Source organism: Streptomyces sp. NPDC050732 (assembly GCF_040654255.1).
GTDB lineage: Bacteria > Actinomycetota > Actinomycetes > Streptomycetales > Streptomycetaceae > Streptomyces.
This window is the reverse complement of record NZ_JBFAHP010000002.1, coordinates 311,739-326,956: the sequence shown is the minus strand read 5'-3', so window position 1 is coordinate 326,956 and position 15,218 is coordinate 311,739. Positions and strand designations below refer to the sequence as shown.

Genomic DNA, 15,218 nt, shown 5'->3' with positions numbered 1-15,218 from the left:
CCGCCCACCCCCGATATCAACCCCGCATCACACACCCTCTTCCCCTCCCCCCCCCTCTCCCTATCCGGGTAACCAGGTTGGCCCCCCCCCCAAAGGGTGCGGCCCAACGATTGCTTCAGCTCTGCCAAGCGCAGTGCTTAGGCGGAGACGACCTCGACGTTGACCTTCGCGGCAACCTCGGGGTGCAGACGCACGGACGTCGCGTGGGCGCCCAGGGTCTTGATCGGCGCGCCCAGCTCGACACGGCGCTTGTCGACCTTCGGACCACCGGCAGCCTCGATCGCCGAAGCGATGTCGGCCGGGGTGACGGAACCGAAGAGACGACCGGCGTCGCCGGAGCGGACGGCCAGGCGGACCTTGACGCCTTCGAGCTGGGCCTTGATCTCGTTGGCCTGCTCGATGGTCGCGATCTCGTGGATCTTGCGAGCACGACGAATCTGCTCGACGTCCTTCTCGCCACCCTTGGTCCAGCGGATCGCGAAGTTCCGCGGGATCAGGTAGTTGCGGGCGTAGCCGTCCTTGACGTCTACGACCTCGCCGGCGGTGCCGAGGCCGGAGACCTCGTGGGTGAGGATGATCTTCATTAGTCGGTCACCCTTCCCTTATCGCGCGGTGGACGTGTAGGGCAGCAGCGCCATCTCACGGCTGTTCTTCACGGCCGTGGCGACGTCACGCTGGTGCTGCGTGCAGTTGCCGGTCACGCGGCGGGCACGGATCTTGCCGCGGTCGGAAATGAACTTCCGCAGCATGTTCGTGTCCTTGTAGTCCACGTACGTGACCTTGTCCTTGCAGAAAGCGCAGACCTTCTTCTTAGGCTTGCGCACAGGCGGCTTCGCCATGGTGTTTCTCCTGTGTGATCAAGAAGTGGGGTTACGGCCCACCCTCGGCCCGGAGGCCTGAAAACCCTGGGGTCCAGGCCCTGGGGCTTAGAAGGGGGGCTCGTCCGAGTAGCCGCCACCGGAGCCGCCGGAGCTTCCGCCCCAGCCGCCACCGCCGCCGCCCTGCTGCTGGCCGCCGCCGGCCGGCGCACCGGTCGCCCAGGGGTCGTCGGCGGGAGCACCGCCGCCGCCCTGCTGCTGACCGCCGCCGGAGCCACCGCCCCAGCCGCCGCCCTGCTGGCCGCCGCCACCGCCGCCGTAACCGCCCTGGCCGCCTCGACCGGTGGTCTTGGTGACCTTGGCCGTGGCGTTCTTCAGGCTGGCGCCGACTTCCTCGACGTCCAGCTCGTAGACCGTGCGCTTGATGCCCTCACGGTCCTCGTAGGACCGCTGCTTCAGCCGGCCCTGCACGATGACGCGCATGCCTCGCTGGAGCGACTCCGCGACGTTCTCCGCCGCCTGACGCCAGACCGAGCAGGTCAGGAACAGGCCTTCGCCGTCCTTCCACTCATTGGTCTGCTTGTCAAAGATGCGGGGGGTGGACGCGACACGGAACTTCGCGACCGCCGCACCGGAGGGGGTGAAGCGCAGCTCGGGGTCGTCGACAAGATTGCCGACGACCGTGATGACGGTCTCGCCTGCCATGGGGGAACCTCTCGGCGGGTTTGCTGCTGGCTGCTTGTTGCTGCTACTCGATTCCCGGGTGCCGCTGAGCTAGAAAGCTCAGTGCATCTCGGGACGGAGGACCTTGGTCCGGAGGACCGACTCGTTCAGGTTCATCTGTCGGTCGAGCTCCTTGACGACCGCAGGCTCGGCCTGCAGGTCGATGACCGAGTAGATGCCCTCGGGCTTCTTCTTGATCTCGTAGGACAGACGACGACGGCCCCAGGTGTCGACCTTCTCGACCTTTCCGTTGCCCTCACGGACGACGGAGAGGAAGTTCTCGATCAGCGGGGAGACAGCGCGCTCCTCGAGATCGGGGTCGAGGATGACCATCACTTCGTAGTGACGCATGTGGAACCCACCTCCTTTGGACTCAGCGGCCACGGTCGTTCCGTGGCAGGAGGGTCGTGATGCGTACGCAACGGTATCGGCCGCCACTGACAATCGGCTCCCGCGAGCGGGGGCTTATGCTGTGGCCAGGGCAGACACCGGTGCAGACGGTACAGAGTACCCGCACCGAGGCTTCCGGTTGAAATCCGGCGGGGGACGGGCAGAATCTGTACACATCGGGTGTGTATGGCGCTACGATGCGCCGCCTTCCGCAGGAGGTGCCTCACATGGCACAAGCAATGCGACCGAACACCGCCACTTCCCTCTTCGCCACGGACGGAAAGTCCCATCCGCTCCAGGACGCGCTGCTCGGCGTGACCCTGGTGCTCGGGGCGATCGCCTTCGTGACGGCGATGTTCCACAACCTCCATCTGATCAGCTCGTGGGCCGGCCTGATCGGGATCGCCACGGGTGCGTACGGCCAGCTCATCTCGGCGACGACCCGTGAACGCTTCGGCCTGATCCTGGGCCTCGGCGCTTCGGCGATCGGCTTCTTCCTGGGCATGGCACACGGCGGACTCTTCGGCGGAATCGTCGGCTGACGGCCTCGCGGCACCCCGGCCGCACCGCGCGGCCGGGGGCCCGAGTTCCGTACGCCCAGACGGGGCGCTCGCGGGGCGCAGTAGGCTTCGGCGCGAGAGCCGGAGCCCCTGTACCCATGGGGACACACCAGCCCGAGGAGCGCCCCGAATGAGTCTGACCCTGAGGACCATCAGTCGCGAGCAGCATCTGGCGTATATCCAGACACTGCCGTCGGCGAGTCATTGCCAGGTCCCCGCATGGGCTGACGTGAAGAGCGAATGGCGCTCGGAGAACCTGGGCTGGTTCGACGACAGGACCGGCCAGCTCGTCGGTGCCGGCCTGGTGCTCTACCGACAGCTGCCCAAGCTGAAGCGTTATCTCGCGTACCTGCCCGAGGGCCCGGTGATCAACTGGTACGCCCCGAACCTCGACGAGTGGCTGCAGCCGATGCTGGCGCATCTGAAGCAGCAGGGCGCCTTCTCCGTGAAGATGGGTCCGCCGGTCGTGATCCGCCGCTGGGACGCTCCGGCGATCAAGGCCGGAATCCAGAACCCGGACGTGAAGCGGCTGCGGGACGTCGAGGCGACGTACATCGAGCCGCGGGCCTTCGAGGTCTCCGACCGGCTGCGCCGGATGGGGTGGCAGCAGGGGGAGGACGGCGGCGCCGGCTTCGGTGACGTGCAGCCCCGCTTCGTCTTCCAGGTGCCGCTGGCCAACCGCTCCCTGGACGAGGTCCAGAAGGGCTTCAACCAGCTGTGGCGGCGCAACATCAAGAAGGCCGAGAAGGCCGGTGTCGAGGTCGTCCAGGGCGGCTACTACGACCTCCCCGAGTGGCAGCGGCTCTATGAGATCACCGCGGTGCGCGACAAGTTCCGCCCGCGGCCCCTCGGCTACTTCCAGCAGATGTGGCAGGCCCTCAACTCCGAGGACCCCAACCGCATGCGGCTGTACTTCGCGCGGCACAACGGCGTGAACCTGTCGGCCGCGACGATGCTGGTCGTCGGCGGGCACGTCTGGTACTCCTACGGCGCGTCGGACAACATCGGGCGTGAGGTCAGGCCCTCGAACGCGATGCAGTGGCGGATGCTCCGCGATGCGTACGCGATGGGTGCGACCGTCTATGACCTGCGCGGCATCTCCGACTCGCTGGACGAGACGGACCACCTCTTCGGTCTGATCCAGTTCAAGGTCGGCACCGGCGGTGAGGCCGCCGAGTACATCGGCGAGTGGGACTTCCCGCTCAACAAGCTGCTGCACAAGGCGCTCGACATCTACATGTCGCGCCGCTGATCCCGCACAATTTCCTTCCATAACTCTGATACACCGCAGACACGAGAAAGGTTCCGGGATCCAGCCATGGCGCTCACGCTCTATGTCGACACCGCGCGCTGGCGGGCACACCAGAAGCACCTGCTGGAGCAGTTCCCGGGCATCGTCCCGGTCTGCAAGGGCAACGGCTACGGCTTCGGTCATGAGCGCCTCGCCGAGGAAGCAACGCGTTTCGGCTCCGACATCCTCGCCGTGGGCACCACCTACGAGGCCGCCCGGATCAAGGACTGGTTCAGCGGTGACCTGCTGGTCCTGACGCCCTTCCGGCGGGGCGAGGAGCCGGTGCCGCTGCCCGACCGCGTCGTCCGGTCCGTGTCGTCGCTCGACGGCGTGCACGGCCTCGTGGGCGCCCGCGTCGTCATCGAGGTCATGTCCTCGATGAAGCGCCACGGCGTCAGCGAGCAGGAGCTTCCGCAGCTGCACGCCGCCATCGAGGACGTACGCCTCGAAGGTTTCGCGATCCACCTGCCGCTGGACCGCACCGACGGCTCGGACGCCGTCGAGGAGGTCATCGGCTGGATGGACCGCCTTCGCGCGGCCCGGCTGCCGCTGCACACGATGTTCGTCAGCCACCTGAAGGCTCATGAACTCGCCCGTCTGCAGCAGCAGTTCCCGCAGACCCGCTTCCGTGCCCGCATCGGCACGAACCTCTGGTTGGGCGACCACGAGGCGACCGAGTACCGCGGTGCCGTCCTCGATGTCACCGCCGTCGCGAAGGGGGACCGCTTCGGGTACCGCCAGCAGAAGGCCGCGTCCGACGGCTGGCTGGTCGTGGTCGCCGGCGGCACCTCGCACGGTGTCGGCCTGGAGGCCCCGAAGGCGCTGCACGGCATGATGCCGCGCGCCAAGGGCGTGGCCCGCGCGGGTCTCGCGACGGTCAACCGCAACCTGTCGCCGTTCGTCTGGGCGGGCAAGCAGCGCTGGTTCGCGGAGCCGCCGCACATGCAGGTCTCGATCCTCTTCGTCCCCTCCGACGCGCCGGAGCCGAAGGTCGGCGAGGAGCTGGTGGCCCACCTGCGGCACACCACCACGCAGTTCGACCGGATGGTCGACCGCTGAGGCGGCCCCTAGGCCGCTGAGGCGGACTGAGACCGCTCCAGCACGCGGAAGGGCCGGTACGACGATGAGTCGCACCGGCCCTTCCGCGTGCCGAGTGCGCGCGCGTTCGCTCAGAGCGAACGGGCAGTGCCCCGACCGCCCCCCGCGAGCCTCAGTGCGAGAGATCGGTCGACGAGCCCCACCGCACGGCGGGCGCATCGGCGGAGCGCATCGCGGTCCGCGTCCCACGGTCCTCGGCCCCCAGGACGAAGACGTCCCGCGCACCGTCCAGGGCACCCCCTGAGGGGTCGTCGTCACCGGCCTGGCGCACCACGTCCCGCTCCGGCATCAGGATGTCGCGTACGACCACAGCACACAGATACAGCGTTCCCAGCAGATGCACGGCGATGGCCAGTTGGTAGCCCTCGGTCGGCAGGCCCTTGTGGGCGTCTCCGCTCGTCGTGTACGCCAAGTACATCCAGATCCCGAGGAAGTACGTGACCTCGCACGCCTGCCAGACGAGGAAGTCGCGCCAGCGCGGCCGGGCGAGCGCGGCGAGGGGGATCAGCCACAGGACGTACTGTGGCGAGTAGACCTTGTTGGTGAGGATGAAGGCCGCGACCACCAGGAAGGCGAGCTGCGCGAAGCGGGGGCGGCGCGGTGCCATGAGGCCGAGCGCGCCGATGCCCAGGCAGGCGAGGAGCATCATCACCGCCGCCAGGGTGTTCACCGTGTCGGTGGTCAGCGGCGAGTCCATGCGCTGGGAGAGGATCAGCCAGAAGGACCCGAAGTCGACGCCACGCTCCTGGCTGAACGTGTAGAACTTCGACCAGCCGTCGCTCGCGAGCAGCATCACCGGCAGATTGACGAGCAGCCAGGCGCCCGCCGTGCCGAGCAGCGCGGTCCCGAACTGCCGCCATCTGCCCGCGCGCCAGCACAGGATCAGCAGCGGCCCGAGGATGAGCACGGGGTAGAGCTTGGCGGCCGTCGCGAGCCCGAGAAGCACACCGAATGCCAGCGCACGCGCGCGTGCCCACATCAGCATCGCGGCGGCCGTGAGAGCCACGGCGAGGAGGTCCCAGTTGATGGTGGCCGTCAGTGCGAAGGCCGGGGCGAGAGCGACGAGCAGAGCGTCCCAGGGACGGCGCCGATGGGTGCGCGCGACGCACACGGCGATGACCGCGGTGCAGGCCATCAGTATCCCGGCATTGACCATCCAGTAGATCTTTTCCTGGTGCTGGATGGAGCCGCTGCCCGGAGTGACCCAGGAGGCCACTTCCATGAACACTCCGGTGAGGACCGGGTATTCGAGGTACTCCATGTCACCGGGCAGCTTGTCGAAGTACGGCACGAGACCGTCGGCGAAGCCGCGTCCCTGGTAGAGGTGCGGGATGTCGGAGTAACACGCGTGCGTGTACTGCGAGCTCGCTCCGAAGAACCACGCGCCGTTGTAGCACGGCATCTTCTGGATCATTCCGAGTGCGAACATCCCGAGCGCCACGAGTGCGATGACGCGCACGGGAGTCCACCACGTCGCTGCGAACAGCACTCTCCGGCCGACCGGGCCCCCGATGAGCTCGCTGCCGGCCCGGGCGACCTCGTCCTCCTTCGTGGGCCGTACCGGCTCCGGCTCCTGGCTCACGGGCTCGTACGTGCTCGTGCGCGGCGTCTCTGCGCTGGGGTCTGCACTGGGCATGCCCGACATCCTGCCGTACGCGTCTGAGAACACGGAGAGGGCCGCCGCACCCATCGGTGCGACGGCCCTCGTTTCACGTGAAACATCCGCGGGGGAGTCTTCGGTGGTCCGCCGGGTCATCCCGGCGGGACCGGCTCAGCCCCTCGGGCCGGCGATGAAGCCACCGCCGCCCCCGTTCTGGTTGCCGTTGTTGCCTGCCCCACCGGCAGGATCATCCGTCGGTGTCGGCGACTCCCCGCCGGGTCCGCCGTCGACGCCGCCGTCGGCGGCACCGCCGTTCTCCTGGCCGCCGTCGTGGTTGCAGTCCCAGTCCAGCGGTTCACAGGACTCGCCGGGGTCGGGGGTCTCCGTCGGAGGCTTCGAGGACTCGGACTCCGTGGGCGTCGGTGAGGTGGTCTTCTCCGGCTCCTCCTCGGTCTCCGTCGGGGACGGCGGCGGGGGCGGAGTCTCGCCGACGACCTTGCCGATCGGCCCGGGCACCGGGAAGTTCACCACGGGCTTGCCCTTGAGCGCCTGCTCCATGTAGTCCTGCCAGATCTGCGCGGGGAACGAGGCGCCGTGGATCTTCTTCTCGCCGCCCGTGCCGAACATCTCCAGGAACTTGCGCTTCTTGTTGGTCTCGTCGTCGTCGAGCCGGTACATGCTCACCGCCGTCGACAGCTGCGGGGTGTAGCCGACGAACCAGGCCGACTTGTTGCCGTCGGTCGTACCGGTCTTGCCGGCGACCTGACGGCCGGAGAGCTGGGCCGAGGTACCCGTGCCCTTGTCCACGACGGTACGCAGCACGTCGGTGACGTTGTCGGCGACCTCCGGGTCGAAGGCCCGCTTGGGCGCCTTCTCGTGCCGGTAGACCGTGTCGCCCTCGTGCTCGACCTCCGTGACCGAGTACGGCTCGTTCTGCTTGCCGCTCGCCGCGAAGGTGGAGTACGCCCCGGCCATCCGGATGGCGCTCGGCGAGGAGGTGCCGAGCGAGAAGGACGGGTAGGTGGCACCGGCCATGGAGCTGTCGTCCTTGAGGCCGGCGTCCATGGCGGCCTCCTTCACCTTCTCCAGGCCGACGTCCATGCCGAGCTGCACATAGGCCGAGTTGACCGACTCCCTCATCGCCTCACGGAGATCGATCTGGTAGCTGGGAGGGTTGTAGGACTGGTTTCCGTCGTTCTTCTGGTTCCACTGCTTGCCGTCGCGGTCCGTCCAGACCTGCCCGTTGTACTTCTGGATCTTGAGCTCGTTCTTGCCGCTGTACAGGCTCTTCGGGTTGACGATGGTGCGCTCGATCTCGGTCTGCTGTTCCGGCCCGTCCGGGTCACGCACGCCGTACTTGAATGCGGCGGCCAGCACGAAGGGCTTGTACGTCGAACCGACCTGAGCACCGGTCTGGTCCGCGTTGTTGGTGAAGTGCTTGGTCGCGTCCTCACCGCCGTAGATGGCCTTGATCGCGCCGTCCTTCGGGTCCACGGAGGCGCCGCCGAACTGGACGTGCGTGTCCTTCTCCGGACGCAGCTTCGGCTTGATCTTCTCCTTGCGGACCTTGTTCACCGCCTTTTCGAGCTCCTTGACCTTCGTCCTGTCGAAGGTCGTGTGGATCTCGTAGCCACCCTGCTGGAGCTGCTCGGCGGTGATGTTGGTGTTCCTGATGACGTACGCCTTGGCCAGGTCCACGAGGTAGCCGGTCTGACCTGCCAGGTCCACGTTCGAGCGCGGGTTCTGCAGCTTGGGGAACGTCGTGTACTTGGCCCGCCGCTCCGCGGTCAGGTGGCCGTCCTTGACCTCCTCGTCAAGGATCCACTTCCAGCGCTTCTTGGCGCGGGCGGTGTTGTCGTCCTTGTTGGCGGCGGGGTCGATCTCGGGGTAACCGGCGGGGTCGTAGTACGTGGCGCCCTTGAGCACCGTCGCGAGGAGTGCGCACTGGCTGGGGTCCAGCTCGCTGGCTTCCTTGCCGAAGTACGCCCGCGCGGCCGCCTGGATGCCGTAGGCCCCACGCCCGTAATAGGCGGTGTTGAGGTACCCCGCCATGATGTCTTCCTTGGAGACCTGCTGGCCGACCTTTATGGAGATGAAGAGCTCTTTGAACTTCCTGCTGAACGTCTGCGACTGATCACCGAGACGCGCGTTCTTCACGTACTGCTGGGTGATCGTGGAGCCACCCTGGGTCTGCCCGCCCTTGGCCATGTTGACCAGGGCACGCGTGATGCCCATGGGGTCGACGCCCTTGTCCTTCTCGAACGTCTTGTTCTCCGCCGACATGACGGCGTAGCGCATCTCCGGAGGGATGTCGTCGTAGTCGATGATCTGGCGGTTGCGCTCACCACCGGTAGCGACCATCTGCTTGCCGTCGGCCCAGTAGTAGACGTTGTTCTGGGCCTTGGCCGCCTTGTCGACCTCCGGCACCTCCACCAGGGCGTACGCGATGCCGGCGACGGCCATCAAGCTGCCGAGGAAGCCGATGAACGTGCCGGTGACCAGACGCCACGACGGGACCCAGCGGCGGGCGCCGCTCCTGCCCGCGCGCGGGTAGTCGATGAACCGCTTCTTGCGCGGAGGCTCGGCGCCACGGCCCCTGCCGCGCCCCGCCCCGCCCGGGCCACCGGCTCCGCCCCCGCCACCGCCACGACGGCCGCCACCGGCACCGCGCCCACCCCCGTCGGGCGCCCTGCGACGGCTGCCACCCGTGCCGACGGAGCCGCTGCGCTGCGCGGCGCGCCGGGCCTCGGCGCGGCCGCCGTAGGTACGGCCCCCCTCGTCGGGGGCCCCGGAACCGGAGGCCCCGTAGGAAGGACCGGACGCTCCATAAGAAGAGGACGATCCTGTGTCGCTCCGCGGGGCCGCGCGGCGGCCCGACGGCGCTCCTGGGGCGCCGCGCCTGGCCGCGGCGCGTCCGCCGCCCTGCGGCTGCGGCGGTTTGCGACGGTGCTCGCTCATCGAACGATTACTCCTCGGGCAGGCGCAGCTGTCCACGCCTGGAAACGGCGGCTGGTTTCCGGTCCCCCCGAAATGCGGATGCGTCCGTTCCGGAACCCACCCGCACTACACCAGGGACGACGACGCTCTCATGCGTCACTTGGTTCCCGGCGGCATGCATGGCGCACAGACTACGCACCGTCAAAACCCTCGTAGAGCCGAAGTTCACCCCAAAACAGGCAAGTTACTTCCTACGAATCGGTGATGTGACGCCGTTCACCGTGCCCCCTCTTGTCTCAACCGGATCGCCGTTCTATCGTCTCGATGTATCGAGTCGATACATCAGCTCGGCATAAAGGCCGTACTGAGGGACCGTGGCAGACGGGAGGCGAAGATGAGCAGGCGCTCCGGCATCCTGGAATTCGCCGTGCTCGGGCTGCTCAGAGAGTCCCCGATGCACGGCTATGAGCTGCGTAAACGCCTCAATACATCGCTGGGAGTGTTCCGCGCCTTCAGCTACGGGACGCTCTACCCCTGCCTCAAGACGCTGGTCGCCAACGGCTGGTTGATCGAGGAGTCGGGCGGCAGCCCCGAAGACGCCCTGGCGGCTCCGCTCGCGGGGCGTCGCGCCAAGATCGTCTATCGGTTGACGGCGGAAGGTAAGGAGCACTTCGAGGACCTGCTCTCGCAGACCGGCCCCGACGCGTACGAGGACGAGCACTTCGCCGCCCGCTTCGCCTTCTTCGGGCAGACCTCGCGAGACGTGCGGATGCGGGTGCTCGAAGGCCGCCGCAGCCGCCTCGAAGAGCGCTTGGAGAAGATGCGCGCCTCCCTGGCCCGTACCCGGGAGCGCCTCGACGACTACACGCTCGAACTTCAGCGGCACGGCATGGAGTCCGTGGAGCGCGAAGTGCGCTGGCTGAACGAGCTCATCGAGAGCGAGCGGGCGGGGCGGGACCAGCAACGGTCCGCCCCCGGAAGCTCCGCTCAGCAGAACAACACATCTGGGGAGTCGACGGGCCTGCCCCGGCGGCGGGAGACCAACCCGCCGCCGGATCCGTCCGATGACCCCAATAAGTGAGACCCAGCATTTCGCGGGGTTTCATCCCGAATACCGAGATCACACAGGGAGCAACCGGAATGGGTTCGGTTCGCGTAGCCATCGTCGGCGTGGGCAACTGCGCCGCCTCGCTGGTCCAGGGCGTCGAGTACTACAAGGACGCCGACCCGGACACGAAGGTCCCGGGCCTGATGCACGTCCAGTTCGGCGAGTATCACGTCGGTGACGTCGAGTTCGTCGCCGCCTTCGACGTCGACGCGAAGAAGGTCGGCCTCGACCTCTCGGACGCCATCGGTGCCAGCGAGAACAACACCATCAAGATCTGCGACGTGCCGAACAAGGGCGTCACGGTCCAGCGTGGCCACACCCTCGACGGTCTGGGCAAGTACTACCGCCAGACCATCGAGGAGTCCGCCGAGGCCCCGGTCGACATCGTCCAGATCCTCAAGGACCGCAAGGTCGACGTCCTCGTCTGCTACCTGCCCGTCGGTTCCGAGGACGCCGCGAAGTTCTACGCGCAGTGCGCCATCGACGCCAAGGTCGCGTTCGTCAACGCCCTGCCGGTCTTCATCGCCGGCACCAAGGAGTGGGCGGACAAGTTCACCGAGGCCGGTGTCCCGATCGTCGGCGACGACATCAAGTCGCAGGTCGGCGCCACCATCACGCACCGTGTGATGGCGAAGCTCTTCGAGGACCGCGGTGTCCGTCTTGAGCGCACCATGCAGCTGAACGTCGGCGGCAACATGGACTTCAAGAACATGTTGGAGCGCGACCGCCTGGAGTCGAAGAAGATCTCGAAGACGCAGGCCGTCACCTCGCAGATCCCCGACCGCGAGATGGGCGAGAAGAACGTCCACATCGGCCCGTCGGACTACGTCGCGTGGCTCGACGACCGCAAGTGGGCGTACGTCCGCCTTGAGGGCCGCGCCTTCGGCGACGTCCCGCTGAACCTGGAGTACAAGCTGGAGGTCTGGGACTCCCCGAACTCCGCGGGTGTCATCATCGACGCTCTCCGCGCCGCGAAGATCGCCAAGGACCGCGGTGTCGGCGGCCCGATCCTCTCCGCGTCGTCGTACTTCATGAAGTCCCCGCCGGTCCAGTACTTCGACGACGAGGCCTACGACAACGTCGAGAAGTTCATCAAGGGCGAGGTCGAGCGCTAAACAGCTCTCTCCTTGTCGCTTGTCGAGGGTCCCCGGGCATTCCGCCCGGGGACCCTCCTCATATGTGAGGCTTGGCCCCATGGCTGTCGTCGGTGACCTGCGGATACTGCTGCGCCTGCGGGACTTCCGGCGGCTCCTCGCCGTACGGCTGATCTCCCAGGGGGCCGACGGCGTCTACCAGGTCGCGCTCGCCACCTACGTCGTCTTCTCCCCGGAGAAGCAGGCCTCGCCCGGAGCGATCGCCTCCGCCATGGCGGTGCTGCTCCTTCCCTACTCGCTGATCGGCCCGTTCGCAGGCGTCCTCCTCGACCGCTGGCAGCGCCGCCAGGTCTTCCTGTACGGCAATCTCCTGCGGGCCGCCCTGGCGTCCGCGACTGCCGTGCTGATGCTGAGCGACGTCGCCGACTGGCTCTTCTACGTCTCCGCCCTCTGCGTCACCGCCGTCAACCGCTTCGTCCTGGCCGGCCTCTCGGCCGCGCTGCCCCGGGTGGTCGACGCCGACCGCCTGGTCATCGCGAACTCCCTCTCGCCGACCGCGGGGACGCTCGCCGCGACCCTGGGCGGCGGACTCGCCTTCGTCGTACGCCTGGTGGGACCGGACTCGGACGCGGCGGTGGTGCTCCTCGGGGCCGCCCTGTACCTCTGCGCGGCCCTCGCCTCCCTGCGCATGGCCCGTGCACTGCTCGGCCCGGACCCCGACCTGGTGCGGCCTCGGCTCGCGACCGCCCTCGCGGGCACGGCACGCGGGCTGCAGGCGGGGGTACGGCACCTGCTGCAGCGTCCCGCGGCCGCCCGCGCGCTGGCCGCGATGACGGTGATGCGGTTCTGCTACGGCGCGCTGACGGTCATGGTCCTGATGCTCTGCCGGTACGCCTGGTCGTCGACGGAGTCCGACGGGCTCGCCCTGCTCGGCCTGGCCGTGGGGTTCTCCGGCGCGGGGTTCTTCGTGGCGGCCCTGGTGACGCCCGCGGCGGTGGGGCGGCTGGGGGCGGGCGGCTGGATCGTGGCCTGCGCGGGAGCGGCGGCGATCCTCGAACCGGCGCTCGGACTCTCCTTCGCGCCCCTCCCCCTCCTCGTCGCCGCCTTCATCCTCGGCCTGACGACCCAGGGCGCGAAGATCGCCACGGACACGGTGGTGCAGTCCGCGGTGGCCGACGGCTTCCGCGGCCGAATCTTCTCCCTCTACGATGTCCTCTTCAACGTCGCGTTCGTCGGCGCGGCGGGAGTGGCCGCGCTGGTACTGCCGCCTGACGGGCGGTCGGCCCCGCTGGTCATCGGCGTAGCCCTGCTCTACGCGGCAATTGCTGGGGCTATGGCCCGTTTTGACGCGCAATAAGTGTCACATCAATGCCACAGAGTCCCTCTGGGCTTCAGAGATACGACCCCACCCGGATAACTTACGGGCGTCGTATTCGCGCCATCGCGCTCTCGTTCGAGGGGGACCCCCAAAAGTGACCACTCCGCCGCCCCAGGGCCAGACTCCGTACCCGCCCCAGGGCCAGAACCCCTATGGCCAGCCCCAGGGTGGCGCCGCGCAGGGTCAGCAGGCCCCGACGGCCCCGTACCCGCAGCACCAGGGCCAGCCGGGCGTGCCGCAGCCGTACCCGCCCTACAACCAGGGCGGACCCGTCCCCCCGGCGCCGGCTGCTCCCCGCGGGCGCGGCAAGAAGCTGCTCCTGCGCATCGGTGGCTTCGTCCTGGTCGCGATTCTCATAGCCGTCGGCAAGTGGTACCTCGGCAAGAGTGACGCGGAATCCGCTGCGGTCGGCAGCTGCATGCACAACGAAGGCACGCAGTTCTCGCCGAAGCTCAAGGAAGTCGACTGCTCTTCGAGCGACTCCGAGTTCAAGGTCGTCGAGAAGTTCGACGGCACCAGCGACAGCAACAAGTGCCAGACTGTCAAGAACTCCGAGATCGCCTACTACCAGCAGGGCAAGGGGCACGACGTCGTGCTCTGCCTGAAGAAGGCCTAGTAGAAGAACGCCGAGGGGCGTTGTTTCACGGTTTCACGTGAAACAACGCCCCTCGGCGTTTCCGGGCGGATGTTTCACGTGAAACACCCACTGGTCCCCCTCAGTCCTGCGCGGCCCACCACTCCTTGAGCGCCGCGGCCGCCGCGTCCCGCCCCATCGGCCCGTTCTCCAGTCGCAGTTCCAGCAGGAACTTGTAGGCCTTGCCGATCACCGGGCCCGGGCCCACGTCCAGGATCTCCATGATGGCGTTGCCGTCGAGGTCGGGGCGGATCGAGTCCAGCTCCTCCTGCTCCTGGAGGCGGGCGATGCGCTCCTCCAGGCCGTCGTACGCGCGCGACAGGGCGTTCGCCTTGCGCTTGTTGCGCGTGGTGCAGTCCGAGCGGGTCAGCTTGTGCAGGCGGTCCAGGAGCGGGCCCGCGTCGCGTACGTAGCGGCGTACGGCCGAATCCGTCCACTCTCCCGTGCCGTAGCCGTGGAAGCGCAGGTGGAGCTCGACCAGGCGCGAGACGTCCTTCACCAGCTCGTTGGAGTACTTGAGCGCCGTCATCCGCTTCTTGACCATCTTGGCGCCGACCACCTCGTGGTGGTGGAAGGAGACACGGCCGTCGCTCTCGAAGCGCCGTGTCCGCGGCTTGCCGATGTCGTGCAGCAGCGCCGCGAGCCGCAGCGTCAGGTCGGGGCCGTCCTTCTCCAGGGCCATCGCCTGCTCAAGGACGATCAGCGAGTGGTCGTACACGTCCTTGTGGCGGTGGTGCTCGTCCCGCTCCAGACGCAGTGCGGGCAGCTCCGGCAGGATCCGCTCGGCGAGGCCCGTCTCCACGAGGAGGGCGAGACCCTTGCGCGGATGTGCGGAGAGGATCAGTTTGTTCAATTCGTCCCTGACCCGCTCCGCGGAGACGATGTCGATGCGCTCGGCCATCGCCTTCATCGCGGCGACGACGTCCGGCGCCACCTCGAAGTCCAGCTGAGCGGCGAAGCGCGCGGCCCGCAGCATGCGCAGCGGGTCGTCGGAGAAGGACTCCTCGGGAGTGCCGGGGGTGCGCAGGACACGCTCCGCCAGGTCCTCCAGCCCACCGTGCGGGTCGACGAACTCCTTCTCGGGGAGCGCCACGGCCATCGCGTTCACCGTGAAGTCACGGCGCACGAGGTCTTCCTCGATGGAGTCGCCGTAGGACACCTCGGGCTTGCGCGAGGTCCTGTCGTACGCCTCCGAGCGGTACGTCGTGACCTCGACCTGGAAGCTCACGTCGGCGTCTCCGACGCGGGCGTCCTTCTGGCTGCCGACCGTGCCGAAGGCGATCCCGACCTCCCACACCGCGTCTGCCCACGGCCGGACGATCTTCAGTACGTCCTCGGGGCGGGCGTCGGTCGTGAAGTCCAGGTCGTTGCCGAGCCGGCCCAGAAGGGCGTCCCTGACCGAACCGCCGACCAGGGCGAGGGAGAACCCGGCCTCCTGGAAACGGCGGGCGAGGTCGTCCGCGACAGGGGACACGCGGAGCAGTTCGCTGACCGCGCGGCGCTGCACCTGGCTCAGTGCGCTGGGGTTCTCTTCATTGGCGTTCGGCACAACAGAAAAGGGTACGTGCCCGGGGCGCCCGCGGCCGA

General features: G+C 68.0%; 14 protein-coding genes. 7 read left to right on the top strand and 7 right to left on the bottom strand.

Annotated elements, in window-relative coordinates; all coding sequences use genetic code 11:
- Nucleotides 1–137 precede the first annotated feature (137 nt).
- The 4 genes from rplI to rpsF all read right to left on the bottom strand — a co-directional run bounded on the left by rplI (nt 138) and on the right by rpsF (nt 1,892).
- Entirely contained in the window at nt 138–584 is a 447-nt protein-coding gene (gene rplI / locus AB0H82_RS03505) for a 50S ribosomal protein L9 (RefSeq protein ID WP_362988289.1), read from the bottom strand.
- A gap of 18 nt (nt 585–602) precedes the next feature.
- Nucleotides 603–839 carry a 30S ribosomal protein S18 gene (rpsR, locus tag AB0H82_RS03500; protein WP_003949403.1) on the bottom strand — a complete coding sequence of 79 codons (237 nt, stop codon included), beginning with the start codon at nt 837–839 and terminating at the stop codon, nt 603–605.
- A gap of 87 nt (nt 840–926) precedes the next feature.
- Nucleotides 927–1,523 carry a single-stranded DNA-binding protein gene (locus AB0H82_RS03495; protein WP_362988287.1) on the bottom strand — a complete coding sequence of 199 codons (597 nt, stop codon included), beginning with the start codon at nt 1,521–1,523 and terminating at the stop codon, nt 927–929.
- Nucleotides 1,524–1,601: 78 nt separating this feature from the next.
- On the bottom strand, nt 1,602–1,892 hold the full coding sequence (rpsF, locus tag AB0H82_RS03490; RefSeq protein WP_016644628.1) for a 30S ribosomal protein S6: 291 nt from the start codon (nt 1,890–1,892) through the stop codon (nt 1,602–1,604).
- A 266-nt stretch (nt 1,893–2,158) separates the two neighbouring features.
- Between rpsF and AB0H82_RS03485 the strand changes: the two genes are divergently transcribed.
- From AB0H82_RS03485 to AB0H82_RS03475, 3 genes are all read left to right on the top strand, one after another.
- On the top strand, nt 2,159–2,473 hold the full coding sequence (locus AB0H82_RS03485) for a hypothetical protein (protein ID WP_362988285.1): 315 nt from the start codon (nt 2,159–2,161) through the stop codon (nt 2,471–2,473).
- Between the two features lie 148 nt (nt 2,474–2,621).
- Nucleotides 2,622–3,743: a peptidoglycan bridge formation glycyltransferase FemA/FemB family protein gene (locus AB0H82_RS03480; RefSeq protein WP_362988283.1), complete on the top strand. Its 1,122-nt coding sequence runs from the start codon at nt 2,622–2,624 to the stop codon at nt 3,741–3,743.
- A gap of 66 nt (nt 3,744–3,809) precedes the next feature.
- Nucleotides 3,810–4,841 carry an alanine racemase gene (locus AB0H82_RS03475; protein WP_362988281.1) on the top strand — a complete coding sequence of 344 codons (1,032 nt, stop codon included), beginning with the start codon at nt 3,810–3,812 and terminating at the stop codon, nt 4,839–4,841.
- Between the two features lie 151 nt (nt 4,842–4,992).
- Here AB0H82_RS03475 and AB0H82_RS03470 read toward each other — a convergent pair whose 3' ends face one another.
- The gene (locus tag AB0H82_RS03470; protein WP_362988279.1) at nt 4,993–6,516 is read right to left on the bottom strand and encodes a glycosyltransferase 87 family protein; all 1,524 of its coding nucleotides are present in this window, start codon (nt 6,514–6,516) and stop codon (nt 4,993–4,995) included.
- A 135-nt stretch (nt 6,517–6,651) separates the two neighbouring features.
- Nucleotides 6,652–9,438, bottom strand: coding sequence for a transglycosylase domain-containing protein (locus tag AB0H82_RS03465; protein WP_362988277.1), 2,787 nt, complete (start codon nt 9,436–9,438; stop codon nt 6,652–6,654).
- Nucleotides 9,439–9,811: 373 nt separating this feature from the next.
- Here AB0H82_RS03465 and AB0H82_RS03460 point away from each other — a divergent pair, with 373 nt between their 5' ends.
- The 4 genes from AB0H82_RS03460 to AB0H82_RS03445 all read left to right on the top strand — a co-directional run bounded on the left by AB0H82_RS03460 (nt 9,812) and on the right by AB0H82_RS03445 (nt 13,613).
- Nucleotides 9,812–10,498: a helix-turn-helix transcriptional regulator gene (locus AB0H82_RS03460; RefSeq protein ID WP_362988275.1), complete on the top strand. Its 687-nt coding sequence runs from the start codon at nt 9,812–9,814 to the stop codon at nt 10,496–10,498.
- A gap of 59 nt (nt 10,499–10,557) precedes the next feature.
- Nucleotides 10,558–11,640: an inositol-3-phosphate synthase gene (locus AB0H82_RS03455; RefSeq protein WP_362988273.1), complete on the top strand. Its 1,083-nt coding sequence runs from the start codon at nt 10,558–10,560 to the stop codon at nt 11,638–11,640.
- A gap of 79 nt (nt 11,641–11,719) precedes the next feature.
- On the top strand, nt 11,720–12,976 hold the full coding sequence (locus tag AB0H82_RS03450) for an MFS transporter (RefSeq protein ID WP_362988271.1): 1,257 nt from the start codon (nt 11,720–11,722) through the stop codon (nt 12,974–12,976).
- A gap of 115 nt (nt 12,977–13,091) precedes the next feature.
- Nucleotides 13,092–13,613: a hypothetical protein gene (locus tag AB0H82_RS03445; protein ID WP_362988269.1), complete on the top strand. Its 522-nt coding sequence runs from the start codon at nt 13,092–13,094 to the stop codon at nt 13,611–13,613.
- Between the two features lie 100 nt (nt 13,614–13,713).
- On the opposite strand, the gene AB0H82_RS03440 is transcribed toward AB0H82_RS03445, so the two are convergent.
- Nucleotides 13,714–15,180 (bottom strand): CCA tRNA nucleotidyltransferase, encoded by a 1,467-nt coding sequence (locus AB0H82_RS03440; protein WP_362988267.1) that lies wholly within the window; start codon nt 15,178–15,180, stop codon nt 13,714–13,716.
- Nucleotides 15,181–15,218 lie beyond the last annotated feature (38 nt).